Annotated in this window: 19 protein-coding genes and 2 pseudogenes; 15 read left to right on the forward strand and 6 right to left on the reverse strand. The window is 42.6% G+C overall.

The genetic code is table 11. The features are described 5' to 3' along the window. Positions 1-180 precede the first annotated feature (180 nt). The 5 genes from ACFFAP_RS16010 to ACFFAP_RS16030 all read right to left on the reverse strand — a co-directional run bounded on the left by ACFFAP_RS16010 (position 181) and on the right by ACFFAP_RS16030 (position 4582). A complete protein-coding gene (locus ACFFAP_RS16010) occupies positions 181-633 on the reverse strand; it encodes a PIG-L deacetylase family protein (RefSeq protein WP_375512125.1) in 453 nt (150 codons plus the stop codon). Between the two features lie 107 nt (positions 634-740). Continuing rightward, complete coding sequence (locus tag ACFFAP_RS16015) at positions 741-1601, reverse strand: glucose-1-phosphate cytidylyltransferase (protein ID WP_375512126.1); 861 nt, start codon at positions 1599-1601, stop codon at positions 741-743. Between the two features lie 53 nt (positions 1602-1654). Next, positions 1655-2935: a methyltransferase domain-containing protein gene (locus tag ACFFAP_RS16020; protein WP_375512127.1), complete on the reverse strand. Its 1281-nt coding sequence runs from the start codon at positions 2933-2935 to the stop codon at positions 1655-1657. Positions 2936-2987: 52 nt separating this feature from the next. After that, positions 2988-3557: a dTDP-4-dehydrorhamnose 3,5-epimerase gene (gene rfbC / locus ACFFAP_RS16025; RefSeq protein WP_375512128.1), complete on the reverse strand. Its 570-nt coding sequence runs from the start codon at positions 3555-3557 to the stop codon at positions 2988-2990. After that, positions 3557-4582: an SDR family oxidoreductase gene (locus ACFFAP_RS16030; protein ID WP_375512129.1), complete on the reverse strand. Its 1026-nt coding sequence runs from the start codon at positions 4580-4582 to the stop codon at positions 3557-3559. Before ACFFAP_RS16030 ends, rfbC begins: the two co-directional genes overlap by 1 nt. 647 nt (positions 4583-5229) lie before the next feature. Here ACFFAP_RS16030 and ACFFAP_RS16035 point away from each other — a divergent pair. The 14 genes and pseudogenes from ACFFAP_RS16035 to ACFFAP_RS16100 all read left to right on the forward strand — a co-directional run bounded on the left by ACFFAP_RS16035 (position 5230) and on the right by ACFFAP_RS16100 (position 23953). Further along, the gene (locus ACFFAP_RS16035) at positions 5230-5442 is read left to right on the forward strand and encodes an IS1 family transposase (RefSeq protein WP_375512130.1); all 213 of its coding nucleotides are present in this window, start codon (positions 5230-5232) and stop codon (positions 5440-5442) included. 142 nt (positions 5443-5584) lie between these two features. Further along, a pseudogene (locus tag ACFFAP_RS16040) lies at positions 5585-6115 on the forward strand (IS1 family transposase); the annotation flags it as partial. A gap of 60 nt (positions 6116-6175) precedes the next feature. Further along, entirely contained in the window at positions 6176-8506 is a 2331-nt protein-coding gene (locus tag ACFFAP_RS16045; RefSeq protein WP_375512131.1) for an NACHT domain-containing protein, read from the forward strand. A 955-nt stretch (positions 8507-9461) separates the two neighbouring features. Beyond that, a complete protein-coding gene (locus ACFFAP_RS16050) occupies positions 9462-11516 on the forward strand; it encodes a glycosyltransferase (RefSeq protein WP_375512132.1) in 2055 nt (684 codons plus the stop codon). 29 nt (positions 11517-11545) lie between these two features. Then, complete coding sequence (locus ACFFAP_RS16055; protein WP_375512133.1) at positions 11546-12112, forward strand: hypothetical protein; 567 nt, start codon at positions 11546-11548, stop codon at positions 12110-12112. After that, positions 12112-13926 carry an ABC transporter ATP-binding protein gene (locus ACFFAP_RS16060; RefSeq protein WP_375512134.1) on the forward strand — a complete coding sequence of 605 codons (1815 nt, stop codon included), beginning with the start codon at positions 12112-12114 and terminating at the stop codon, positions 13924-13926. Before ACFFAP_RS16055 ends, ACFFAP_RS16060 begins: the two co-directional genes overlap by 1 nt. Next, complete coding sequence (locus ACFFAP_RS16065; protein WP_375512135.1) at positions 13923-15053, forward strand: hypothetical protein; 1131 nt, start codon at positions 13923-13925, stop codon at positions 15051-15053. The genes ACFFAP_RS16060 and ACFFAP_RS16065 overlap by 4 nt, the downstream gene beginning before the upstream one ends. A 30-nt stretch (positions 15054-15083) precedes the next feature. After that, a complete protein-coding gene (locus tag ACFFAP_RS16070) occupies positions 15084-15866 on the forward strand; it encodes a polysaccharide deacetylase family protein (protein WP_375512136.1) in 783 nt (260 codons plus the stop codon). A 42-nt stretch (positions 15867-15908) separates the two neighbouring features. Continuing rightward, positions 15909-17096 (forward strand): hypothetical protein, encoded by a 1188-nt coding sequence (locus tag ACFFAP_RS16075; protein WP_375512137.1) that lies wholly within the window; start codon positions 15909-15911, stop codon positions 17094-17096. Positions 17097-17106: 10 nt separating this feature from the next. Next, a complete protein-coding gene (locus ACFFAP_RS16080; protein WP_375512138.1) occupies positions 17107-18339 on the forward strand; it encodes a glycosyltransferase in 1233 nt (410 codons plus the stop codon). Between the two features lie 15 nt (positions 18340-18354). Then, positions 18355-20133, forward strand: coding sequence for a glycosyltransferase (locus tag ACFFAP_RS16085; RefSeq protein WP_375512139.1), 1779 nt, complete (start codon positions 18355-18357; stop codon positions 20131-20133). Between the two features lie 112 nt (positions 20134-20245). Further along, positions 20246-21442, forward strand: a complete 1197-nt coding sequence (locus ACFFAP_RS16090) for a glycosyltransferase family 2 protein (protein WP_375512140.1) — start codon at positions 20246-20248, stop codon at positions 21440-21442. 48 nt (positions 21443-21490) lie between these two features. Beyond that, positions 21491-22726: an efflux RND transporter periplasmic adaptor subunit gene (locus ACFFAP_RS16095; RefSeq protein ID WP_375512141.1), complete on the forward strand. Its 1236-nt coding sequence runs from the start codon at positions 21491-21493 to the stop codon at positions 22724-22726. A gap of 45 nt (positions 22727-22771) precedes the next feature. Then, the gene (locus ACFFAP_RS16100) at positions 22772-23953 is read left to right on the forward strand and encodes an ABC transporter permease (RefSeq protein ID WP_375512142.1); all 1182 of its coding nucleotides are present in this window, start codon (positions 22772-22774) and stop codon (positions 23951-23953) included. Between the two features lie 28 nt (positions 23954-23981). Here ACFFAP_RS16100 and ACFFAP_RS16105 read toward each other — a convergent pair whose 3' ends face one another. Beyond that, complete coding sequence (locus tag ACFFAP_RS16105; RefSeq protein ID WP_375512143.1) at positions 23982-24215, reverse strand: hypothetical protein; 234 nt, start codon at positions 24213-24215, stop codon at positions 23982-23984. Positions 24216-24337: 122 nt separating this feature from the next. Between ACFFAP_RS16105 and ACFFAP_RS16110 the strand changes: the two are divergent. Continuing rightward, a pseudogene (locus ACFFAP_RS16110) lies at positions 24338-25857 on the forward strand (ISLre2 family transposase). Positions 25858-26553: the final 696 nt, after the last annotated feature.

The raw sequence follows: 26553 nt of genomic DNA on the forward strand, positions 1-26553 counted from the left end.
ATAAAAAGCTTCTGCATATTTATTGGGTGAATTAGATTCAACTCCTCGCAGCCTTAGAATTGATCGAAAGGTTTCTTCTGTAAACCATTGTTTATTATTTTGCGACGGAAAGCTCTCAATAATATATTGAATTTTATTTTGGCAAATTTCCTCATTTAAATTCACAAAGAAATTAGGATTTCATAAATCACCATCATATTTAGGGATTTCATACTCTAAAATTAAGTTATTTCTAAATGTGTTCCAAGTCAATTCGGAAATTAAGCAATGATCTTGATGCAAATCCTGGCGATAATGAGTAAAAATTAAATCAGGGCTGTATTCTCGTTTTAATTCCTCAAAAAAGTGTTTAATTTCAATTCCTATAAAAGGGAAAAATCCATCTTTAAATTGTTTTATTACTATATTTTTTATATTTGTATTGTCTAGAAATCTATTAGCGCTGTTATAAGCTTCTTCTTCTCTTTGTAAATTGGAACTAAATACAACCCAATAAAACATAATATTTGGGTAAGTTTCTACCAATTTTAATATCGTACCTCCGCAACCAATTTCTATATCATCACAATGGGCTCCTAAACACAAAACTTTATAGTTGAAATGTTTTTCTCCCTCGAAAGTGAATTTAAGCATATTGATGATTTTTGATTCTTAGAGAACAATTTGCCTGAGATAATTGCTTAAAACAATAATTACAGTAAATACCCTTACTAAATATCTACTGTAAAATAGACGGGTATTTAAGTATTAGCCAAACTAACTGGAATGGAATCATTAGTAATCTGATAATTCCGGCTATATTCCAAATATTTTGCCTTACTTTCAAGCAGGTTCCATACTGCCCAAGGAGCATTACCTTGGCAATAGATATCATCTAACTGTTGCTGCTCTTTGAAAGTATCCATACACGCCCAAAAGCTATTGTATTTATAAGCTACTAGTTGTTTGATTTTAATTAATCTTTGAAATGGTTGAAGCACTAATTCTTCTCCGGTTTCAATATATTTAAAGATATCTTTATGAAAGACAAAAAAGCCACCATTTATCCTAATTCCAGCTTCTTGAACACTTTGGATATCATTGACTAAACCATTTTCTTCTGTTGAAACTAAATGGAAACTTTGCGATGGTTTTACACACAGAAAACTGGCTATTTTGTTATGTCTATAAAAGTCATCAATTAAGTCAGGTAGGTGCAAATCTGTTAAGCCGTCGCTATAATTGGCTAAAAATACCTCTTCCCCTTCTAAGTATTTTTCAACTGCCTTGAACCTTTGACCGATGTTTGAAGTTAAGCCTGTATCAACAAAAGTAATATTCCAATCTTCAATATCACTATTTACGAGTTGAATTTTTCTGCCTCCCTCCTGTAAAGTAAAATCATTGGAAACACACTCATCATAATGGAGAAAATAATTTTTGATGACATCTGCTTTATAACCAAGACACAAAATAAAATCTTTGTGTCCATAGTGAGCATAGTATTTCATCACATGCCACAATATTGGTCTGTAGCCAATATGAACCATTGGCTTAGGGATATTGGTGGACAATTCTCTTAATCTTGTTCCTAAACCACCGCAAAATAAAACTACTTTCATCGTAATTTCCTTTGGTATTAATAAATCAGATTAAATTCAAGTTGCCTTCTTGCTTAAGAATTGATATTGACTTCAGGAATAGGTACAACAAATTTTCCACCCCAATCACGTACATACGACATCTGCGACATTACCTCATTTTTCAGATTCCAAGGTAAAATCAATAGGTAATCTGGCTTGGTTTCTTGAATCTTGTTTGGATGAAAGATTGGTATATGAGTACCTGGTAAAAATTTACCTTGTTTGAAGGGATTTCGGTCTACAGTGTAATCAAGGAAATCTTCTCTAATTCCACAATAATTCAAAAGAGTGTTACCTTTACCAGGGGCGCCGTAACCAGCAATTGATTTTCCTTGGCGTTTAGCTGCAATTAAAAATTCCAAAATTTGAAACTTGGTTTCCTTGACTTTTTCAGCAAAAGAAAAATAACTTTCTATGTTGATAAAGCCTGCTGCTTCTTCTTTTGCTCTTAATTCCTTTATTTGTTGACTGATAGATTTAGAATTATCGTCTATATGGCAACCATAAATCCTCAGAGAACCACCATGAGTTGACAGTTCTTCTACATCAAAGATAGTTAAATTGTGAGTAGCAAAAATCTTCTCTACTGTGAGTAAGGATAAGTAAGAAAAGTGTTCGTGATAGATAGTATCAAACTGGTTTTCCTCCATTAGTCTCATTAAATGGGGAAATTCCATAGTAATGACACCTTCAGGCTTAAGTAAAATTTTACAGCCTGCTAGAAAATCGTTGATATCGGGTACATGAGCAAGCACATTGTTACCTACTAATAAATCTGCTTGCTTGCCATTAGAAGCTAATTCATCTGCTGTGTTTTGTCCAAAGAACTTGACAGTTGTAGGAATGCCTTTTGCGATCGCTACCTCAGCGATATTAGCTGCTGGTTCTATACCTAAGACAGGTATTTGTTTTGATACAAAATATTGCAGTAAGTAACCATCGTTACTAGCTATTTCTACTACTTGGCTTGAGGAATTAAGCCCAAAGCGAGCTATTACTTTTTCAGTATAACTTTTAGCATGTTGTAGCCAAGAATCAGAGTAAGATGAAAAGTAGGCATAGTGGCTGAAGATATCTTGCGGACTTACATATTCTTGAAGTTGAACTAAAAAACAGTGATCGCACACGTAGACATGCAGTGGATAAAAGGGTTCCATTTGGTTTAGCTGTTCTGCTGTTACGTAACTTTCGCACAATGGTGACATTCCCAAATCCACAAAGGTGTGCTTTAATGTCGTCCCACAGAATCGACAGCCACAACAATTCACGCTTGTACCATTTTGTACAGATGATTGTAAAGTTGTCGTAGTCATTTGTTAACTCCCACACTGTTATATGCAACTTGATAGAGGTATATGAGAACCCTTACATCCTCACACCTGGTTCGGCGTGAATAGAGTCTAAAACAGATTCAAACAAAGGCCAGATTGTATCTTTCTCAGAAATTTCGCTTATAGGTAAAGGCCATTCAATCCCAAAAGCTGGATCGTCATAAGGCAGCCCACACTGGTAATGTGGCGCATAGAATTCACTCATTTGATACACAACTTCAGCCGCATCAGTTAGCGTCTGATAACCATGAGCGAACATCTCAGGCACATATAAAGTTTTACGGTTCTCAGCTGATAGCTCAACGGCAACATGTAACTTGTATGTAGGAGATTCAGGGCGCAAGTCGATGATCACATCATAGATAGCGCCATGAGTACAGCGAACCAACTTTACCTCAGTTGCCGGAGCAACTTGATAATGCATACCCCGGAGAGTACCCTTTTTGTGGTTGAAAGCGAGATTGCATTGGGCAATTGTTGGCTTTAAACCGTGAGCCAAAAATTCTTGAGCGCAGAAAGTACGAGCAAAGAAGCCACGAGTATCTTGCCGTTGCTCTATGTCAATAACGAATGCACCTTTGAGTGCAGTTTCTGTGAATAGCATTACTTATTCCAGAAGAAATTTTGATCTATTTGCTGAGTGCGAATCAGATACTCCAGCTGCTTTAAGCGAGTGAATCCTTTAAATAAAAAAGTGGATTCTGACATATCGATCGCAGTAAACACATCGAACAACTGCTGAGTACCTTTAACTGCATTCCACTCACACTTAAATCCCGGTAGTCTAGTGTTAATCTTCTCGAAAGAAACCCGATAGCTGCGGTTATCAGCACTAGTGTCACCAAAAGAAAGCTGGCATCCAGTAAAAACTTCAGCTACTATCTGGGCAATTTCTTTAACTTTATAGTTGCTAGCAGTGTCACCCACATTAAAAATTTGGTTGTGAATAATGTCGCGCGAGGCTTCGAGCGCACATACAATTGCTTTGCAAATGTCTAGCAAATGAACTAGCGGCCGCCAAGGAGTACCGTCGCTTGTCATCTTGATTTTTTTAGTCGTCCATGCTAACCCAGACAGGTTATTTAACACAATATCAAAACGCATTCTGGGAGATGCGCCGTACGCGGTGGCATTCCGCAAAAAGGTAGGAGAAAAACTATCGTTAGCTAATAACTTGACATCTCGCTCTACCAAAGTTTTACATTTGGCATAGGCTGTTTGGGGATTGACAGGAGATTCTTCCGTAACGTAGTCATCAGTACCAACGCCATAGACACTGCACGAAGATGTATAGACAAAACGACGCACACCAGATGTTTTAGCTAGTTGAGCAAGCCGAACTGAGCCTTGATGGTTAATTTCATAAGTAACATCAGGACGTAGTTGTCCGGCGGGATCGTTCGAGAGTTCAGCCAAATGAACGACTGCCTCAACACCTTGTAAATCTTCAACTGTGATGTGACGAATATCTTTATTAAGAGTTTTGGCTGTGAGTTTGGTACCGTTGTATAGCCAACCAACTTTGTAGAATCCTGTATCAACTCCGATAACTTCATGACCGTGTTGCATCAAGATTGGCGCCAATAAAGAACCGATATAGCCTTCAGTTCCAGTTACCAGTATTTTCATGGATGTCAAATCCTGATAGGTAGAGCTTGGTTTTGTAAAAAACCCTTGTTGACTTATAGGACTTACGCAAACAATAGCCAAAACCTGATTTTCAGGTAGGGGCACATGTAGACGCAAAGCGGCTTCCCGCAGGGTATTGCCCTTACTGCCTGTACTTTTACCTAAGTCCTAACTTAGTACAAAACCATTTCCTCAAGACGAGCTACCTCGCATGAAGAACCGCTTACAAGACTGTCTCGACTGTGCCTGATGTTGTGGTACTAGCACAATCTCTTACATAAATACCAGTGTGTAACAAGTGTGTTTGCGATCGCGTTCAAGAAAATGTATGACTTAATGTATAATTTATGTGAGAGGAGTTTGTCTATTTATCCTACTTTTCCCACTTTTCCTACCTTTAATAGTATTTAAAATAACAAAAGGCTAAAAGGTATTGTTTTCTCGAAAGGTAAAATTTTAGCCATAAGGGGGAAGAAAACCCGAACTAAATTAGTTACCTTTAAAATCAGTAATAATATTACTGTTAATGAATATTGATAATACTACATCATTATGCTAATAAGATAATTTTTCGCTATTAGAAAAAAATTTATGGTAGTAATGCATAGTAATGATAAAATAAAAAAGTATCGTTCAATACAGGAGCTATGCACTGCCCTCAATGCAACTCAAAAAACATAGTCAAAAATGGACACACTCATTATGGGAAACAACGGTTTAAATGTCACGACTGTGGGCGACAATTCGTTGAAAGCCTAACCCGACAACCAATTGATCTCTCAACACGTGAACTAATCGATAAACTTCTACTAGAACGGATTTCATTAAGAGGATGTTTGAAAAGTTTTGGGCAAATATAATTCGCTACTACACAGGCTTTCGTCCGTCTGCGCTGACTAACACAAAATCAAGGATTTCAAAGCCACAGAGGTGGGTTTCGTCTGTGTAGCCGCGATTTCCAATCGCGCAGGTGAGTAACATATTAGACTTTTCAAACAACCTCTAAGGGCGATCGCCCGCGTTACTGGAGTTTCATTACGTTGGCTTCAATACTACGTAAATCAGAAATATTACCAGGTTGTTAAATCTGTTGAAGTCACTAAAAAAAAACCAGGTCCGCTAATTATCTAAATTGATGAGATGTGGTCATATGTAGGCTCAAAAGCGAATAAACAATGGATTTGGCTTACTATTGACGCGACAACACGAGAAGTTGTTGGGGTATATATTGGCGATCGCTCTAGTCAATCAGCAAAACAAGTGTGGCAAGCGCTCCCCCCAGTGTATCATTAATGTGCAGTTTGTTACACCGATTTTTGGGAGGCTTACGAGCAAGTTTTACCAAGTAAACGTCATCGCGCAGTTGGTAAAGATAGCGGTGATACAAGTTACATTGAACGATTTAATAACACTCTACGTCAACGGATTTCACGCTTAGTACGTAAAACATTGTCGTTCTCAAAATCACTCGACAATCACATTGGCGCAGTCTGGTATTTGGTCCATCATTATAACGCTAGTTTACGCGCTTAGATCATTACTATGCACCACTACCAAAGATTTTTAGCTTAACTAGAGATTTAGAGCTGGTTTATGGCACGACGTTCATTGAAAGCATCTCCTGTAGGTATTGAGAAAGCAAAAAGTGCTTTCAAAATCAGACAATGGACGCAAGAGTATTTAGCTAGCGAAGTAGGACTTGAAACTCGCCAGTCAATCTGGAAATTTTTCACAGGTAAACCGATTGAGCGTCAGAACTTTATGGAGATTTGCTTTCAACTCGGTTTAGATTGGCAAGACATTGCTCAACTACCAGATCAGAGGCTACTGACAGAAAACAAGCAGGGATATGAAAACTATCAAGATGTCGAAAGCTTAGTGCAAATTTTGCGATCGCGTCTAAGTGATAAGATTCAATCCCAATGTGCCACTACGCGGTTGTTGGATATTCCTCAACCAATTAAACTAGAAGAAATTTATGTCAGCACCAATATTCAGAATAATATTACAAGTCGAAGATGGTTAGATATCCTCGATCTACAAGGACTGATTGCAGAAGGGTTCGACTGTTTTGCTTTTAATCAACTTTATCAAGAACGAGTCTCAGCAATACAAGCAGTTATCACCTATCCCAAACTAATGGTACTAGGTAAACCAGGGTCTGGTAAAACCACATTTTTACAGTATATTGCCATGCAATGCAATCAAGGCAATTTACTATCAGACCGGATACCTATTTTTATTCGCTTGAAAAACTTTGCTGAGAATGCTATAGAAACAGGAAATTACAGTTTATTGAACTATATTAGTCAAGAGCTTGCCGACTGTGGTGCTTCAGAACAAGAAATCCAAACATTACTAGTTAACGGTAGAATCTTAATTCTGCTGGATGGTTTAGATAAAATTCCAGAAGATGATAACGCCAAAATTATCAGTAAAATTTGTAGTTTGGCTGAAAAGTATTACAAAAATAAGTTTATTCTTACATGTCGTATCGGTTACCAACTGTATGGGTTTGAGGAATTTAGTGATGTTGAAATTGCTGATTTTGATTCTTCCCAAATTGAGGCTTTTGTCCAAAATTGGTTTATCATCGTTAGCAATAATTCCATAAAAAAAGCAAAAATCTTAGCTTCTCAGTTCGTGGAAAAATTACAGTTATTGGAGAATCAACAAATTCGAGAACTAGCTGTAAGACCACTTTTGCTTAATTTGGTTTGTTGTGTGTTTCAAGCCCGCTCAGACTTTCCAGTTAGAAGGGTCGAACTTTACAAGCAAGGATTGGATATTTTGCTCAATCGCTGGGATAAACTGAGGAACATTAAACGAAATGAAATTTATTTTCATTTGTCTTTACCTCAGAAGCTTGAACTGCTGAGTCAAATTGCTGCTATTACCTTTAAACAAGGTCATTACTTTTTCACACAAAGTATTGTCCAGCAATACATTACGGACTACCTCTCTAATTTACCCACAGCTCAAACTGAGCCTGATGTGCTGCAACTCAACAGTGAAGCAGTGCTGAAATTGCTTGAAACACATGGATTACTGATAGAGCAGGCGCAGGAAATTTATTCGTTCTCGCATATAGCTTTTCAAGAATATTTAACAGCTAAAAATATTGTTACTAGTTCCAACCCACAAATATTAGAAAAAAAGTTAATTGAGTTGGTTAGCCATTTGACTGAACCACGTTGGCGGAAAATCTTTTTACTAACTGCTGGCATGTTGGATAATCCCACTTGTCTGTTGCAATTAATGAAGCAACATATTGATCAGCTTGTTGCCTTTGATAAACAATTGAAAAAGTTCTTCAACTGGCTTAACCATAAGTCTCTTTCAGTTCAGTCTAGCCATAAAAGAGTAGCTATTCGTGCTTTTTATCTGACACTAGAACTTCTCGACGACTTGAGCTTGACTAATGATTTGGCTTTTTCCCTTGGGATCGATCTCACGCTCATTAGTAATCTTACTCCTGATTTAGCTCTAGATATAACTCTTCAGTGTGCCCTTCACTTAAGCCTTGCCCTGCCTTACGAACCGACTTTGGATCGAGTTTTGGCTTTAAGCTTTGCTCTCCCTAATGACCGAACTCTTGTCTCTAACCCTGAGTTACAGCATTCTTTGCAAAAACTTAAAGAACAATTACCGACCCCAGTTAAAGGCAAAGAAAAGTTAAAAGAATGGTGGAGTGCTAACGGTCAGACTTGGGCTAATGAATTGAGGTTGGCAATAGTTCAGTATCGCAACATTGGTCATCAATGGCAGTTCAGCGAACAGCACAAAGAAATCCTTAAGCAGTACTATACTGCCAACCAGTTATTGATAGATTGCCTCAAGAGTGCCTGTAAAGTGACTCCCACCGTACCACAGAATATTTTGGAAACATTATTGTTACCCACCCCTAAAATGTTGATGAGATAAAAAATATACCAGGTTTAGGAAGTACAGTAGCAACAGTTTTAAAACTACCCCTTTTAACGTGAGTATATGTAATACGGTTCGATTAAGATCCCCCCGCCTACGGCGACCCCCTTAAAAAGCAGGGCTGTTTCATTCGTAATGGTCATGGTTTTGTCAAGAGTATGAGCGATAAATTTAGGGAAGTTGGGAACCCTTAAAATTACCGTAACACTCCGTAAAATTAGGTGCGATCACCATGATAATTATCCAATTTTATTTTTTAATCACCTGATTTTTTGCCTGAGACGCTTGTAAATGAAGGCCTTTTTGGGAATGAAACAGCCCTGCCTTAAAAAGGGGGTAAATAGCAGCAAGAGCAAGCCTTTTTGAAGGGGGGTTGGGGGGATCTCCGAGAGCCAAACATACTAACCGAACCGTATTGTGAGTATATGTAATATTAAATTTATCTAAAGCGACGGGAAACTCCATCCCCTCGTGCGTGGAGAGGGATAGGTTAATGTATTCAAGCGCAAATTTTTGAACTGATATCAAGTTCGGCAAATCACTTACAATATGTCATTGCGAATGCAACGAAGTGGAATAAAGCAATTCGCTTGCGGTTTGGGATTGCCACACTCCGCTCGCAATGACATAAGTATTAAGTCGCACATGATATGACTCAGTAACAGGTGTCGCTGAGTTAAAGTATTTTTACCCAGATGATTGACCAACTGGATAAAAAACAGACTGAAGCTATAAGTTAACTTATACATTTCCGTAAACGCAATCGCAAACGCACTCCTGACAGACTTTAAGGATTACAAGACTGTTAATTAATAGCGATTGTGGTGGTACCAGCGCGAAAATATGCTGAAAATGCGTTACCAAGCTAGGTATATGCGTGTTTTTCTTCTTGAGCAAACTTGATGTAGCGTTTCAGTTTTGTAGTGAATTGTCGGGGGGGAATTTGCTAAACTTGACTTCAACACCTTCTGGCTTCTGTGCTGAACCACTTGCAAAAAGCGAAGTAGTCACAGTAAAAGGTAAGTTTTTCTTTATTAGAGATAAAAAGTTTTTTCTTAAAGGAGTTAGTTACGGCCCTTTCTCCATCGGTAGCCACGGAGAGTCCTTTCCAGAAAAATCAGTCGTGGAAAAAGATTTTGCCATGATGGCAGAAATGGGGGCTAACTGTCTGCGTACCTATACTGTTCCACCTGATTGGCTTTTGGATCTAGCTGCAATCTATGGTCTTAGGCTGTTAATTGGTATACCTTGGTCACAGCATATCGCTTTCCTCGACTCTTCTGCTGTGAAAGGAGAAATCCGTAACTGCATTGTTCAAGGAGTTAAAGTTTGCCGGGGTCATCCCGCCGCCTTTGCCTATTTGGTGGGCAATGAGATTCCTCCAGATATTGTCCGATGGCATGGAGCAAAACCAGTTCGGGCTTTTATTAAAGAGTTAATGGGGGTAGCAAAAGACAGCGCTCCCGAATGTTTAGTAAGTTATGCCAATTATCCTTGTACTGAGTATTTAAATATTGATTTTACTGATTTCTCATGCTTTAACGTTTACCTGCATCGGGAACAAGATTTTCGGCGCTACCTCTCTCGGCTTCATAACCTAGCCGAGGATAAACCTCTAGTACTGAGTGAGTTTGGCGTTGACTCGATGCGTGAAGGAACCCAAGTCCAAGCCGAAATTCTCTCTCAAAAGCTGTCATCTAGTTTTGAGATGGGAGCAGCCGGGACAATAATATTTTCTTGGACAGATGAATGGTTTACCGGTGGGTATGCCATACAGGACTGGGCTTTTGGTCTAGTTGACGCCGAACGGCTCAAAAAGTCCGCCTTCGAGACAGTTCAGCAGTATTACACAGCGCCTCTACCACCAGCGCTACCTGAGTATCCCAAAGTCTCGGTGGTTGTATGCGCTTACAATGCTGAAGGCACAATGGATAGTTGTCTAGCTTCTCTCAAAGAAGTCAACTATCCCAACTATGAAGTAATTGTAGTTAATGATGGATCGAGCGATCGCACTCTCGAAATTACTCAGCATTACGACTATGTACGCCTAATTAGTCAAGAAAACAAGGGATTAAGCTTCGCACGCAACGTTGGTCTGGCCGCCGCTACTGGCGAGATTGTGGCCTATACCGATTCTGATTGTATGGCAGATCCAGACTGGCTCACCTATCTAGTCGCCAAGTTTCTCTCCTCTGGTCTAGCCGCCGTAGGTGGGCCAAACTTATCTCCCCCGGAGGACTCTCTTGTTCCCGCCTGCGTTGCTGTCTCTCCCGGTGTACCTACCCACATACTTTTGAGTGATGAGGTAGCTGAACATATTGCTGGCTGCAATATGGCTTTTCGTCGGGAGATTCTACAAGAAATTAACGGCTTCAACCCAATATTTCGGACTGCTGGTGATGATGTTGATATATGCTGGCGACTGCAAGATAAAGGTTACACCATTGGTTTTAGCCCAACGGCAATAGTATGGCACTTTCGCCGTAACACAGTAGCTGCCTATCTCAAACAGCAACAAGGCTATGGCAAAGCAGAAGCACTCGTTTATTTTAAGCATCCTTTCCGCTTTAACCTTCTGGGACAGCCCTCTTGGTTGGGGAGAATCTACGGAGATTTATCTACATTTCTTCGTATTGGTCAACCAGTTATCTATTCTGGGGTGTTTGGTCGCGGTCTGTTTCAAACCTTGTACGAACCTTCCTCCTCGCTGATCTCTTATCTACCCCTGACACTGGAGTGGAATGTAGCAGCTTTTATCCTGTTTGTGTCTGCACTTTTGTCTGGCGATCGCCCGTGGCTGAGTGCAGTAATGTTCTTGATCTCTTTTAGCTGGTGTGTAGCTGGTGCTATCCAAGCCCGGATTGATTCCCGATTTCTCGGACTTAGAGCAAGGTTGCTTGTGGCGCTACTGATTTACCTGGGGCCGCTTGTACGTAGTGTAGAACGCTACCGTTGGCGGATTAAGGAACTCACCAAAGCGCAACCGATAAAGTTTGATGACCTGTAAATACTACAAATAGAAGAAGTTTAAAGACAATGACTCAAACACTAACTCAAGCAGATTTAATCAAGTTTGATTCGCCAGCATCCAGAGTAAATATTTCCTGGTGCGATCGCAGCTATGAATTGTCCTATTGGACAGAAACAGGAATGGAAAAGGAGAACCTGCTGCAAAAAGTGATGGATTTACTCATAGCCTACAAATATTTCATTGCGATGGATCAAGGCTGGAGCGACTGGGATTTAGAGATTTATCAGGGAATTTGGTCAAAAGTGCAGTTCAAAGTGTGTACAGAAAATCATGGTGGTAAAAAAAGAGTCATCAGGGTGCGGTGTGCGCCGAGGATGTCACAGTTAGCTACTATGGCTATGTTTGGCTATTTATTGTTCACAATTGTGGCAATTATTCTGGGAATGTCAGAAATAGCAGCAATAACAGTTGTGCTAGGTATGTTCAACGTCGGTGTCATCCTATATCAAAACTTCCAACTAGGACGTAATCTCTACCAAGTGATAGAAATTATTGCCAAAAGAGTCTACCTAGTACCGATAGAAACTACTAGTCATAAGTCTGCTCCGGCAAGTGCAATATTACAGCCATAATGACTACCGCGAACTTAACCTTAGATTTGAATATATATCGACGGTTGTTGCTTCAAGTCAGACCTTACTGGTTTCACATTGCGGGCACCTTTTTGCTTGACTTGCTGTCAACTCCCCTCGCTTTACTTACTCCACTACCGTTAAAAATTGTTGTTGACAACGTTATCGGCTCCCAACCGCTCCCTAGCTTCTTGGATGCACTTATCCCGGCGACCTTGACGCGTACCAAAACCACTTTACTTGTATTCGCTGTCAGCTTCGTAGTATTGATTGCCATACTGCGACCACTGCTTGGGATGGCAAGTTCGTTATTGCGAACCTACACCAGCGAAAAGATGGTTCTGGAGTTTCGGGCCCGCCTTTTGCACCACGCTCAATGCATTTCACTTTCTTACCATGATTCCGTAGGCACATTCGACTCTATATACCGCATTCAATACGATGCCCCTGCCATTCAATGGACAACGATTGACGGCATTGTGCCGTTATTGATTACAGGTTTGTGGCTCGTCGGTATGTTCTATGTCACTGCCCTGATTGACTGGCAACTAGCTTTGATTGCAATGTTAGTTTCACCCTTTTTGTTCCTAGTGACGCGGATCTCAAGTGGTAGTTTACGCACTCAGTGGCTTGACTATCAAAAGTTTGAAAGTTCGGCAATGTCAGTTGTCCAGGAGGTGTTGGGAGCAGTTCGTGTTGTCAAGGCTTTTGGTCGGGAGGAGCGCGAACGAGAACGCTTTGTCCGCAACTTTAGCAAAGCCATTTGGATAAATATCCGCATCGTTGTCGTCCAAAATTTTGTCAGTTCCCTCATCAACCTGATAACTGCTGTGGGGTATGCTGTCATTCTATTTATAGGCGTGCAACATGTCCAAACTGGTATTTTAACTTTAGGTGAACTCCTCGTAGTAGAGGCATATATTATACAGCTATATGGCCCCTTGCAATCTATCGGTAATCAAGTCACAGGGCTACAGCGATCGCTAGCTAGTGCCGAGCGAGCTTTCTTACTTCTCGATCAAGCACCAGATGTAGTTGAGAACAAAGATGCCCAACCGATTTCTCGTGCTTTAGGTGCAGTCACCTTCGGTAACGTTTCCTTCGCCTTTAACAACCACCAAGTTTTGCAGGGCATCTCCTTTGAAATTCCTGCCGGAACCCACTTAGGCATTGCTGGAAGAACAGGCGCGGGTAAGACAACCTTGGTAAACCTACTGATGCGGTTCTTCGATCCCACCAGTGGACAGATTTTGCTTGATGGCGTTGACTTACGCGACTACAAACTAGCTGATCTCCGCAACCAGTTTGCGATCGTTTTACAGGAGCCTGTACTCTTCTCAACGAGTATTGCCGAGAACATTGCCTATGCTAAACCTGATGCGAGCGATCGCGAAATTATTGCCGCAGCCAAAGCAGCTAACGCTCATGATTTCATCTCCAAACTATCGCAAGGCTATGAAACTCAAGTCGGCGAACGCGGTATGTGCCTATCGGGTGGCGAACGTCAGCGAATTTCTCTTGCCCGTGCGTTCCTCAAGGATGCTCCTATTCTGATCCTCGATGAACCCACTAGTTCCGTTGATACCAAAACCGAAGCCGTAATTATGGAAGCGATGGAACGTCTGATGCATAGACGCACCACCTTTATGATTGCCCACCGCCTTAGCACGCTAGAAAACTGCGATGTGCTGCTGGAACTTGAAAAAGGACAGCTCGCTAGCGTCACATCAAATGTGACAAAGGCTATTAAGAACCAACTTGTGATCAGCAGACACGACGAGCAGGTGGGTAGGGATAACCAGGAGGTTTTATGACCACAGTCTGCCTCTACGCGAGGACTCTCTACTATCCCACGGGCGGCGGTCACTTGTGGGTTTATCTCAACTGGGCATTAGGGCTGCGTGCTATTGGCTGCTCTGTAATCTGGCTGGAGGAGGGACACCCCTGCACTCCCGCCCACGAGTTGCAGGCGTACATAGCTTCCCTAAAAAGTCGCTTGGAGCCGTATGGTCTTGCCTCTTTTGTGGCGCTTTGCTCCTCAACAGGTGAGCCACTGCCTCAAGATGCCTTGGTAGGATGCCTAGACCTTGAAGCTGCCGCCGAGGCAGACCTGCTGCTGAACATGATGTACTGCTTATCTCCTGAGGTGGTGGGGCGCTTCCGGCGATCGGCACTGGTGGATATCGACCCCGGTCTGCTACAGACTTGGATGAGCGCCGGGAAGCTAAGTGTGGCGAGGCACGACGCTTACTTTACAATTGGCGAGACGGTAGGTAAGCCGGGAGCGCGGTTTTCAGATGTGGGAATTTTGTGGCAGTATACACCCCCGTGTGTGGCACTGGACTGGTGGTTGCCTCACAAGAACACTGCGGATGCGCCGTTCACTACTGTGTCGCAGTGGAACTCTGACGAATGGATGGAAGACTTGGGTGAGGTGTACGTTAACAACAAACGAGCTGGCTTCCTGCCATTCCTAGACCTGCCACAACACACAACACAGCCCCTGGAGCTAGCACTTTGCTTAGGGGATAATGAACAGGACGAGTGCGTGATGCTACAGTCGAAGGGCTGGCGTATACGCCATTCCCTAGAGGTTTCCTCCACACCGTGGGACTACCAGCACTACATTCAGAACTCTTGGGGCGAGTTTAGCTGCGTAAAGCCGTCCTGCATCCGTTTTTCTAACGCTTGGATTAGTGATCGCACTCTCTGCTATTTAGCCAGTGGTAAGCCGGCTGTGATCCAGCACAGTGGTCTTAGCAAGTTTCTTCCTGATTTTGCCGGACTATTTCGCTTCTCCAATTTGGAGGAAGCAGTATCCTGCCTAAAGAAGGTCTCGACTGATTACGAACGACAATGCCATTTAGCTCGCGCACTCGCAGAGGAATACTTTGACGCGCAGAAAGTGGTTGGATCTTTGCTGGAAAAAGTATTGGTTTAAAAATTCAGAGATTTGTAGGAGGAAAAAAAAGTGGATACTCAAGATTCTGCAAGCAGTAACCAAGCAAGTGAGCACACCTTAGCAATTTTAAGTTTTCACAAGATTGGTGAGCCGTCTCCCAATGGTTGGGAGACATGGTTCTATATACCAGAAGCAACGTTTGTTGGTTACTTAAGCTATCTTCAGGAAAATAACTGGCACGTGATCGACCTCACCACCTTTGTGCGAGGTCTCACTAGGCCAGAAATCTTACCCAAACGGTCTGCACTACTGACCTTTGATGATGGGTATCAGTCGATGCTAACGAGTACACTTCCCTTACTGCTCAAATTTGGATATCCAGCTGTACTCTTCGTGCCAACTGACTTCATTGGAGGGCGTAACTCTTTTGATGCCGACTGTGAACCGGATGAAGCAATCTGTGATTGGGACGAACTGCGTGAACTCGAGCGTTGGGGCGTTTCGGTTCAGCCCCACGGAGCCTCGCATCAGCGCTTTTCTGAGCTATCCCTTGCCCAGCAAGAGGAGGAACTACACCACTCCAAAGATTCGCTTGAGGCTGGGCTGAAAAAGCACATTGAGGTCTTTTGCTACCCCTATGGAGATGATGGAGGAAATCCGCAGGTGATCACGCAAATGCTGCAACGACTTGGATATCAAGCTGCTTGCTTGTATGGTGGCGATCCCATTTCCTTATCAATTGACCAAAAGGCGATCGCTAATCCGTATCATTTGCCTCGCTTGGCAATGGGGCCCGATACTGACCTGAAAGCAGTCTTAGAGCCAGAAGTAACTGCCTCTGCTGTTTCTTAGTCAGAATAATTCGTAAAATGCTCATTAGCTTAGTAGCCACCAATGTCTTCACAACTTCGCATCATCGTCACAGGACTCGTCGGCTTGTATCCAGTCGGTGGAGTAGCGTGGGATTATCTCCAGTATGTCATCGGGCTGGTGCAGTTGGGTCATGACGTCTACTATCATGAAGACACTTGGAGCTGGCCGTATCATCCCCTCGACAAAACTTATACCTCAGACGCTAGCTACTCAGCCCAATACATTCAAGATTTCTGGGAGCAATACGCACCAGAACTAAAAGAGCGGTGGCATTACCTGCATCTACATTCAACCAGCTTCGGCATGAGTCAAGTAGAATTCGACGAAGTAGCACGGACAGCTGATGTATTCCTAAACGTCAGTGGAGCGTGCATAATTCCCGATCGCCTCTCGTCGCGGTGCGTGAAAATTTTTCTCGACACCGATCCCGGCTACAACCAACTCATGCTCAGTGAACGCTTTGCTTGGTCAGAGAACGTTGAGCGATGGTGCGATTCAGTAGCAGCCCACGACCGACACTTCACTTATGCAGAAAATATTCACAATGCAGATTGCCTTATCCCTAAGGTAGATTTTGCATGGCAGACAACGCGGATGCCAGTTGTGATCGATTTGTGGGAGCGTGTCGCTCAGGTTCCACCACCCTTGAGGGGAGCGTGGACGACGGTGATGACTTGGAATGCCTTCAAAGGAAAGCTGATTTACAAAGGTGTAGAATATAACAGCAAAGGCAGTGAGTTTGAGAAATTGCTGACTTTGCCTCAAAGCACAAGTGTACCTCTTTCTGTGGCAGTGGGTGGTGTGAAAGCTCCCCTAATGGAGATAGCAAGTGCAGGGTGGAAAGTAGTCGATGGGCCTAGCACAACATTGACACCAGAAAGTTATCAGAAATTTATCGCTAACTCACGAGGTGAACTTTCCCCAGCCAAACACGTATACATAGCAATGGCCAGTGGTTGGTTTAGCTGCCGTTCCGCTTGCTACTTGGCTGCTGCTCGTCCAGTAGTTGTTCAGGATACTGGCTTTAGTGCCATCTTGCCAGTAGGAGAAGGAATTTTGACCTTTACAACCCAGGAAGAAGCGATCGCAGCTATCCATGAAGTCGAGGCAAATTATACATCGCACACAAAAGCGGCCCGTAACATCGCCCACGAGTATTTCGACTCGAATTTAGTACTGTGCCAACTACTTAATGCAGCGCTCACTTGAGGAGGTCGTCATGACTAGCCTACCTTTTAACATTACCAGCACCCCAACCAATTCCGATCCGGTCAACCGCCTGCGGATTATCGTGCTTGGCTACATCGTGCGCGGCCCTATAGGTGGCATGGCTTGGAGTGATTTACACTACCTTTTAGGTCTTGCCAGTTTGGGACATGATGTCTACTTCGTTGAGGATAGCGACGCCTACCCCTCTTGCTATGACCCAGTTAGAGGTGTGATGGATACAGATCCGACCTACGGGCTGCAATTTGCAACACGCATTTTTGCAAAAGTTGGACTAGGCGATCGCTGGGCGTATTATGATGCTCACACATCATTTTGGCATGGCCCCAGCGCTAACGATATCCTAAGCGTCTGTGCTACTGCCGATGTCGTTTTAAACTTCTCCGGCGTGAATCCTCTGCGTCCTTGGTTGATGGAGATCCCAGCACGGGCATATATCGATAAAGATCCAGTCTTCACTCAGATTCGGCACCTAATCGATCCTGCAGCCCTAAATTTAGCCAAGCAACATACAGCTTTCTTGACCTTTGGCGAAAATATTGACAGCATAGAAGCGCAGGGGCTTGTCGTCAGACATCGCTCTACCATTCCCAACGACGGACTACCTTGGCAAGCTACACGCCATCCCATCTTCTTAGATGCTTGGCCTGCCACACCAAGAGTTGAGTCAGGAAAGTTTACCACTGTCATGCTTTGGGACAGTTACCCAGCCCGCGAATACAATAGGCAACGCTACGGGATGAAGTCTGATTCTTTTCAGCCTTACTTAGATTTACCCCAGAAGATCGAATCCATCTTTGAGTTAGCGGTAGGTAGCCCAACAGCACCGCGATCGCTACTTGCTAGTAAAGGCTGGGTAGTACAAGATCCCCACGAGACGACATTAGACCCTTGGACATATCAGCACTACATTCAACAGTCGAAAGCAGAGTTCACCGTCGCTAAACATGGCTATGTAATTAGTCGTAGTGGTTGGTTTAGTGAGCGAAGTGCTGCTTACCTCGCCAGTGGTCGCCCGGTACTCGTTCAGGAAACAGGCTTTTCTGACTGGTTGCATCAGACAGGATATGGTGTTATTCCATTCAATACCCTTGAAGAAGCACTCGCAGGAATCGAAGAAATTAACAGCCGCTACCAGTTCCACTGTCAAGCCGCTAGAGAAATAGCCGAAGAGTACTTTGATGCCCGCAAAGTACTAACACAACTCCTCGATCGCATAATTTAAGGAGTCAGATTTCAGATGATTACCTCTACTTCTCCTACCATCAGCGTCATTATCTGCACCTACAACAGACATTCCAGCCTGCAAAGGGCAATTGACTCTGTTTTGTTGCAAAATGAGAAAGATTTTGAACTGATTATTATTGATGATGGTAGTGATGAACCAGTAGAGATACATCATCATACATCTATACACCTGATCCGCACTAAGCATGGTGGTATTGGTGCTGCACGTTCTGAAGGATTGAACGCTGCTAGGGGTACATTCGTTGCCTACTGTGATGATGACGACGAATGGAAACCGAACCATCTAAGTAAACTTTTACAGTATTTGAGAGAAAACCCAGATATCAGCCTTGTTTACGGTGATTCTGAATGGGTGCAAGCAGATGTGTCACCGTCCCCAGTCGCTTACTCATTTGACTATGACGGTACACTTTTAAGTTATGGAAATTACATCTTTGCTACTGATGTGATGCACCGAAGAAGTGCTGCGGTGCAAGTAGGCGGCTTTGACTCATCGCTACAAGCCTATGAAGACTGGGATTTGTGGTTGCGAATGAGTCAGGTGTATTTACTCAGGCATATTCCAGTGGCGATCGCATCTCATCACTGGCATCAAAATTGCCTCTCAGCAGGCGATCGCTGGCAAGAATGGGAAAAAGTTTATTGGAATCACCAGCAGAGATTAGCCAAAGCGGGGGCTGTTGCTCAACATGATTTAATATTTGATGCTGCTGAAATTGCTTCTTTCGATCGCAGTACTTGGCAGCCAGGACGCAGAGAATTGATCTGGCACTCTATCCTTCGTCCCAATGAAGGCTATGGCTCTGTAGGGCGACAACTGCTGAAAGCTGTTGCCAATCAAGGTGTTGATATTACAATTGCACCAACAAAAAACCAAGCGCCAAGAGGCTTTGAAGACTTTTTTAAACCTCTGGATCGCTGGAGCCGAATTGGCTTTTACTACCACTATGCTGTTTGTCCTAGCGTGCTGCCATGCGATCACATTGTCAATTATTGTATGTGGGAATCTACTTTAGTTCCCAAAGATTTTGTTGAGGAAATCAACAAATCTGTGACATTACAATATGTCCCTTGTCAGCAGAATGTGGAGAGTTTTTTGGAATGTGGTGTCAATGTTCCGATTAAGGTTCTACACCACGGAGTAGATACACAACAGTTTCCTTTACTTAACCGCTATCACTCAGAAGTTTTCACTTTTGGAACCTTCGGTGACTTCAGCCCTAGAAAAGGAATAGATGTTCTAATGCGGGCATTTCAAGATGAATTTTCTCCTCAAGAATCAGTGCGCTTGCTAATGAAGAGTTCGGTAAAAGCGGCGGCTTATGAAGTAAACGATGCGCGGATAAAATTCATTTCTGGTTTTATGAATCAAGAGGCGTTATTAAAGTTTTTGCAGGAGCTTAATGTATTCATTCTCCCGTCCCGGGGTGAAGGATTTGGTCTTTGCGGTTTAGAAGCAATGTCTACTGGCTTACCATTGATAGCGACAAACTGGAGTGGCCCTTCTGAGTACCTTAATCCTGAAGATAGCTTTTTATTGGACTATCGTCTGGTAGATGCACAGGGTATCGAATCTAATCGTGTTCGCTACTTCGGTATGTGGGCAGAACCTGATTATGAACATCTCCGCTATTTGATGCGGTGGCTGTATGAACACCCAAGTGAGGCTGCTGTAGCGGGACAAAAAGCAGCGCGGCGAGTTCATGCAAATTGGAGGTGGGAGCGTGTTGCAAAACAGATGTGTGCTGATTTTGACCAGGTTGCTAGTTAATGTTTTATGAAAAAACGAACCGCAGAGTACGCAGAGTACACGGAGAAATGAATCAATTCAAAATAAGAGTTTTTAGCTCAGTTTTACTATCTTTAATTGTTTGGTGTCAGAAATGTTTAAAGAAAAAGTTACTATTGCAATTCCTACATACAATCGGGCGGGGTTACTTCAGGGCTGTATCAAAAGTGTGTTAGCCCAAGACTATCCAGATTTACGGTTGTTGGTGTTGGACAATGCTTCAGATGATGATACTGAGATAGTTGTGCGATCACTTGCTAAAGAAGACGAGCGAATTACATATATCAGGCACGAAACAAATATTGGTTTCGCCAGAAATTGGAACTGTATGATTGAAGCGAATCAGAGTCCATATTTAACTATAGTGCCGGACGACGATTTAATTCTTCCTGGCTTTATCCGCGAATCCGTCCAAGCTTTGGATGAACATCCCAGTGCTGGGTTTTCTTTGGCGTTGGCTAAGTTCATGGATGGTGACAGCACAATCTTGCCTCAAAAACAAGACACTGGAGATATGCCAGATGGCTTAATCAACGGTCTGGAATACATCGATTTGTGTATTGCGTGGCGCGGTTGCTCTATTTATACTGCTACTACAATGATGCGGGCTGCTGCACTTGCAGAAGTAGGCTCGTTCGATAGTCCCCACTCCTGGAATACGATTGACTCCAATTTATCCTTCCGTCTGGCGGCGCGTTTTGATATTGTTTTCTTGAGAAAGGAGCTTGCCCAGATTCGCGTCCATCCAGGACAATTATCAGATTACCCTTGGCAGAAGTTTGCTGTTTTGGCTGAGTCCATCGATGCGATCGCTTACCTTCTAAAATCAGACCGTGCTGCTGATGCAACCTATCGTCAGCAACTAGCAGAGCGCTTACTAGCTTTGAACGCGAGAAAAAGTGAGTCTATACACCACTTAGTACCCCATCTATATTGGTCTTGGACGGAACGATTAGAACTAGCAGCACAAGACGTGGCTGCATTGATTCCCCCAGGAGACAGTTTTATTTTAGTTGACCAAAATCAGTGGGGGGATCAGTTTGTCGTACATCGCCATGCTATCCCTTTCCTCGAACGAGATGGGCAGTATTGGGGGCCACCAACAAACGACGAAATGGCTATTTCAGAACTAGAGCGATCACGTTCAAGGGGCGCTAGCTTTATCATTTTTGGATGGCCAGCCTTTTGGTGGCTGTATCATTATGACGCGCTGCATCGCTATCTGCACTCCAATTTTCGCTGTGTACTGAAAAATAGCCGCCTCATCGCCTTCGACTTACGGCAGTATTAGCCGTCCTCACTTGTAGTTAACTGCTTTCCTCACACTGGGACAAGTTTCATGATCTGGAAATATGAAAAAAATAAATTCAAGATTGCAGGTCGATGGCTAGCCTGGTCAGGAGTTTTGGCTGTTGCCGGTGTGGGCGGTTTGACATACTTTTTAGTTCTTAATCAACCTCCTGAGCCAATAGCAGTACGCTTACTCACCGTGGAAAGGGGTAATGTTGAAACCACAATCAATGAGACTGGTACTGTTGAGTTGCAGGAACAGCGGATTTTGAAGTCCCCAAAAGAGGGTGCAGTGGAACGAGTCATGGTAAAACCTGGTGAGAGGGTAAAACTTGGTCAAGTGCTGCTTACCCTGCGCTACCCGGAGCGAAAAATTGCTCTTACCAATCAGCAGTTGCAAATTCAACAAGAGCAACTAAATCTAGCACGTAGTCGTCAAAAAATTGTTGAAACCCAAGAAAGATTAACAGCCGAGGAACGACAACTCCAGAGGCTTACTCCCCTGGTGCGAGAGGGAGCTATTGCCCAACAACAAGCCCAAGCGCAGGAAGACGCAGTGCGTGTGGCTCGGGCTAACCTGCGAGATAATCAAGCAGAGGTACGTACAAACGCCCTTAAAATTGAGAGTTTGCAATTGGAGCGCCAACTTATTCAGCAGCAACTGCAAGATAATATTGTGACTGCACCATTGAATGGCGTAGTCTTGGGTGTCAATGTAGAGGATGGTGATGGGGTCGAGTTGCGTACTAACCTGCTCACCTTGGGCGACCCAAGCAAAATACTAGTGAAACTCCAGCTTTCTACTCTCAACGCTGCTCAAGTTAAAGTTAATCAGCTTGTCCGTGTTAATGCGATCGGGCCGAATGCAAAGACATTCTCTGGACGCCTGCAAAGCCTATATCCTCAAGCACTCAGCGCTGAAGCCCAAAAACAAGACAGTAGCAGTCCCAAACAATCAGATCAACCAACAGTACCCGCAACGGTTTGGCTTGATACCCCTACTCGCACACTGCTCCCTGGTAGTAGGGTAAATGTCGAGGTTGTGTTGCAGCAACGGCAGAACGTAGTAGTTTTAAAGACAGATGCGATTGTGCGATCGCAAGGGCATCCCTTTGTATGGGTTCGAGATCGCCAAAATCAAGCCCAAAAACGCACCATTAATCTGGGATTGCAGGGGTTGATGGCTGTAGAAGTAACCTCTAGTTTAAATCCTGGCGAACAGGTCATACTGCCGCCCGTTGAGCCGCAACTCAAGCCAGGGCTACCAGTTAAGGCAAGTGAATGACATTCACCCCTGTACCCATTTTTAAGCTAGAGCAAAGTGACTATTATGACTCTTTCAGTTTTTGACTTATTAAGTATTACCTTTAACTCCTTAGGTAGAAACCCCTTGCGTTCTGCTCTGACTACTCTAGGGATATTTATGGGTGTGGCTGCTGTCAACGCTACGCTTCAGGTAGGTACTATTAGCCGGGCCGTGATCGCTCAACAATTGGCAAAACGAGGCGCACCTCAAGTTTCAGTTTATCCAAACTGGGATTCTGGCGGTCAAGCCACCGAACTTAAGTTGGAAGATATGGAATTCTTACGACAGCGAATGGTGGGCTTGCAGGCGATCAGTTCTTTTAATTGGGCTGGTTCTACGCCAACTGTATTTCGAGATAAAGAGTTTACTCCAGCCATGTCACCTGTTTCCCAAGATTTTTTGCTGACTTCAGGGAAATCATTGGTGTCAGGACGGTTTTTTACATCTGAAGATTTTGCCAACTACCGTCCGGTGATAGTGATCGATCAATTGCTGGCAGAACAACTTTTCCAAAAGCAGGAACCTGTGGGGCAGCTAATTTATGCTGGGTATAGGCCCTATATCGTCGTAGGGGTGGTAGCGACTACTATAGATGAAAATGCACCCCCAACGGGTCAACTGTATGTGCCGACATCTATTTACAACGCTTTGACTGGTAGCCTCGACATTGGGAGCATTCAAATGCGCCCCTACTCTCTTAAAAATGTGGAAGACTTAAGCCACCAAGCTGAGGATTTGCTGCTACAAAGATTTCCAGGTTACAAATTTAAATTTTGGAATAATGTATCAGACATTATAGAGCAGCAGAAAACTTTAGAGATGGCTTCCCAAGGTTTAACAGTAGTAGGAGTGATCACGCTGTTAGTTGGCGGTGTTGGGATTGCAAATATTATGATTGCCTCAGTAACTGAACGAGCCTCTGAAATAGGTTTGAGACGGGCGGTGGGTGCAACCCAACGGGAAATCATGCTGCAATTTATTCTAGAGGCAATGCTTTTAAGTTTAATCGGAGGGACAGTAGGTCTAGGAGTGGTGCATGGATTGACTGTTGTGGTTACCGATACCTTTAGCTTGCCCTATGAGTTTAACAGCAGAATTGCAGTGCTAGCACTGGGATCAGCGCTAGTGGTGGGGGTGGGAGCTAGTTTGCCTCCTGCCGTGCGGGCCAGCCAGATTGACCCAGTAAAAGCCCTACGCTCAGAATGATCAACAGGCTGGCTTCAAGGAGCATCTGCTATCTACCTATGGCGATTTGGAAAGCTTCGGCTACAGGTACTAAGGGGTATTGAGCCGAGATACGTGTAAGTGCAATTCGTTCTGGAGAAACCCATTTCTTGGGGGGATTCCAGGCTTTAGTAGAGTAACCCTTATGGGGCGGGAGCAATGCGATTTTGTGAGATGACCGCACCTGGAGAGCGATCGCTAATAAACTCTTACGTATAGGTTTAGTATTTAATACAACAACCATATTAATATTGCTTAGAATATCAAACCTGCTACCAAAAACGAAGTTTCTGTACATTGTTGCCACTAGAAAAAAGGTAAAATTTCCTTTCAGGAATAGTTTTGAAATAGGAAGTATCTACCTTTATGGAAAAAAACATATCTGCGAGTGTAAGGTTTGTCGGTTCATTAGCAGATTGCCAAAAAGATGTAACAAAATTTTTAGATTTTAAAAATATCGAGGAATGGTCTGGAAGAATAGTTAAAGAAAGAGAAGAAAAAATTAGACAGGCTGCGTTAGTTTTAGCGGGTCAATGTATCGCCATATTATTGCATAAGCTTTCTCAATCAGAGTCAGCTCATCAAACAGCAATTAATCAAACCAAAAGATGGTGGCATACCGACACGCAAAGACACGGTTATACAAAGAGGGAAATATTAACAGTAGGTAATGTTGTAGTAAGTCTCAAATTACCATACGTTGTTCAAAAAAAAAGAAAAAAAAGCGAAAAATAAATTTACTCATGTTGGATTCTGTCCCTTATTAAAATGGTTAGGAATGTCAGAAGGCTTGACCCCATTAGTTTGGTCAGATATTGCAAAATATGGTGCCATAGCTAGTTCTTTTGAAGCTGCACATACAATCCTGGGTGATTGGGGAATTAATATTAGTCTTAAACGAATTGAACGATTGACATATAAATTTGGTCAAATTGGCATTGATTTACGTCAAGCTAAAATATCTAACTTACAACAAGGTAAATTACCTGATGGAAATATACTTAAAGACCAGAGAGTTGTAATTGCTGTAGATGGTGAGTCCAGTCGGCGGTGTCGGTTTCCGTCCCGTCGAACTGGCGAACCCGAAGGGCGGCAGGAGTAAAATTAGGATTAATAAAAAAGGTAGAAAAAATCCCAAAACAAATAAGCACGGCTTTATAGGGGAATGGGTTGAGCCAAAATTAGTAACAATTTATATGGTTGATGAACAGGGGAAAAAAGTCAAAAATAACGAGTTCCAGATTGTAAATGATGGCACTTATGAAGACTATAAAGGCTTTTTACCAATTTTAGAAATGTATCTGATTAGTTTGGGAATTAGTCAAGCAAAACAAGTTTTACTAATTGCTGACGGTGCTGAATGGAAATGTCAGCATATTCCTCCTTTTTTAAAGAAATTGAAATCTCCCGATGCCACTTATCAATTATTTGATTTTTACCATGTTAATGAGCGGCTGCATAAATTTGCTGATGTGGCTTTTAGTGATGACAATGAGCGAAATAATTGGTTTAAAAAAGCACGGAGAACCTTAAAAAAAGGTAATGCCATAACCATAATTAGGCAGATGGATGAATTTATCTCTGAAGCTACGGGAGAACGTTGTAAAACTATGGTGATACAGAGAAATTACCTCTTACGTGCTTATAGTCAAGGGTGTTTGAATTACGCTAAAGTTATAGCTCAAAAACTACCCATTGGTAGTGGTGCAATTGAAAGTTTAATCCGCCAAGTTGTCAATTTAAGAATCAAGGGTAACAGTAAATTTTGGTTGAAAGAAAATGCGGAAATTATCTTACATCTGCGTTGTCAATGGATAGCTGGAAGTTGGAATAATTTTTGCGATTCAATTTTAACCTGTTTTATCAATCCTAAAACAGTTGGATAAATTTTATACTTATATCAGCTATTTGAAATTTTTCTGTAGCAATAGATACTTATATTATGGATTACTGCCGTATACACCAACAAGAGCAATAAAAATCAAATTATTTAACCGCTATCTTCTTGGGATATTTTAAGAAGATAAATTGTGGTGTGATTTAATCATATTCGTGTAATAAAAATTTATTTTTTCATCAGTATTTGTGTTTAGCAATCGCACCTTTTTTCCCAACCTCACAAAATCGCATTGCTCCCATAACTCTACTACATCAGCCCTCTCTCTTCATCCTCTTATTTTGGCTAAGGTATTGTTAATATACGCTAATAGAACTCCTAAGAAACTTTTCGGATAATTCTGTATGCTGTAAACTCATTTACTGTCCAAGTTTGGCCAATATGAAAGTATATGCGGTATTCTCCGGAGGTGGAGCGTCTCCGGCTTTGCTCCAATATTCCAATGTCATTAACAATTGGTCTGACAAGCAAAGTTTCCCTGGCCTTGCTGTTTTTTGTTTTATTTGCTTTTGCGTAGGCGCAGCCCATCGTAGACATCGCACTATCTCTAGCATCTGGTTAAAAGTCTTTGGACGTACACCACACATTGCTGTAAAGTCTTCTGGTTTCAGGCTCTTTACTGGAGTTTAAACTAAATTCTTTTTTTAAGGCTACAACCCTTGTGTGGTAAGCATTTTAGACTTCG

The organism is uncultured Nostoc sp. (assembly GCF_964245575.1).
Taxonomy (GTDB): Bacteria; Cyanobacteriota; Cyanobacteriia; order Cyanobacteriales; family Nostocaceae; genus Nostoc.

What these genes read in the sequence shown, in the direction of transcription:
- ACFFAP_RS16010 (WP_375512125.1), bottom strand. Translation starts at nt 633, where the DNA reads ATGCTTAAATTCACTTTCGAGGGAGAAAAACATTTCAACTATAAAGTT.
- ACFFAP_RS16015 (WP_375512126.1), bottom strand. Translation starts at nt 1,601, where the DNA reads ATGAAAGTAGTTTTATTTTGCGGTGGTTTAGGAACAAGATTAAGAGAA.
- ACFFAP_RS16020 (WP_375512127.1), bottom strand. Translation starts at nt 2,935, where the DNA reads ATGACTACGACAACTTTACAATCATCTGTACAAAATGGTACAAGCGTG.
- rfbC (WP_375512128.1), bottom strand. Translation starts at nt 3,557, where the DNA reads ATGCTATTCACAGAAACTGCACTCAAAGGTGCATTCGTTATTGACATA.
- ACFFAP_RS16030 (WP_375512129.1), bottom strand. Translation starts at nt 4,582, where the DNA reads ATGAAAATACTGGTAACTGGAACTGAAGGCTATATCGGTTCTTTATTG.
- ACFFAP_RS16035 (WP_375512130.1), top strand. Translation starts at nt 5,230, where the DNA reads ATGCACTGCCCTCAATGCAACTCAAAAAACATAGTCAAAAATGGACAC.
- ACFFAP_RS16045 (WP_375512131.1), top strand. Translation starts at nt 6,176, where the DNA reads ATGGCACGACGTTCATTGAAAGCATCTCCTGTAGGTATTGAGAAAGCA.
- ACFFAP_RS16055 (WP_375512133.1), top strand. Translation starts at nt 11,546, where the DNA reads ATGACTCAAACACTAACTCAAGCAGATTTAATCAAGTTTGATTCGCCA.
- ACFFAP_RS16060 (WP_375512134.1), top strand. Translation starts at nt 12,112, where the DNA reads ATGACTACCGCGAACTTAACCTTAGATTTGAATATATATCGACGGTTG.
- ACFFAP_RS16065 (WP_375512135.1), top strand. Translation starts at nt 13,923, where the DNA reads ATGACCACAGTCTGCCTCTACGCGAGGACTCTCTACTATCCCACGGGC.
- ACFFAP_RS16075 (WP_375512137.1), top strand. Translation starts at nt 15,909, where the DNA reads ATGTCTTCACAACTTCGCATCATCGTCACAGGACTCGTCGGCTTGTAT.
- ACFFAP_RS16080 (WP_375512138.1), top strand. Translation starts at nt 17,107, where the DNA reads ATGACTAGCCTACCTTTTAACATTACCAGCACCCCAACCAATTCCGAT.
- ACFFAP_RS16085 (WP_375512139.1), top strand. Translation starts at nt 18,355, where the DNA reads ATGATTACCTCTACTTCTCCTACCATCAGCGTCATTATCTGCACCTAC.
- ACFFAP_RS16090 (WP_375512140.1), top strand. Translation starts at nt 20,246, where the DNA reads ATGTTTAAAGAAAAAGTTACTATTGCAATTCCTACATACAATCGGGCG.
- ACFFAP_RS16095 (WP_375512141.1), top strand. Translation starts at nt 21,491, where the DNA reads ATGATCTGGAAATATGAAAAAAATAAATTCAAGATTGCAGGTCGATGG.
- ACFFAP_RS16100 (WP_375512142.1), top strand. Translation starts at nt 22,772, where the DNA reads ATGACTCTTTCAGTTTTTGACTTATTAAGTATTACCTTTAACTCCTTA.
- ACFFAP_RS16105 (WP_375512143.1), bottom strand. Translation starts at nt 24,215, where the DNA reads ATGGTTGTTGTATTAAATACTAAACCTATACGTAAGAGTTTATTAGCG.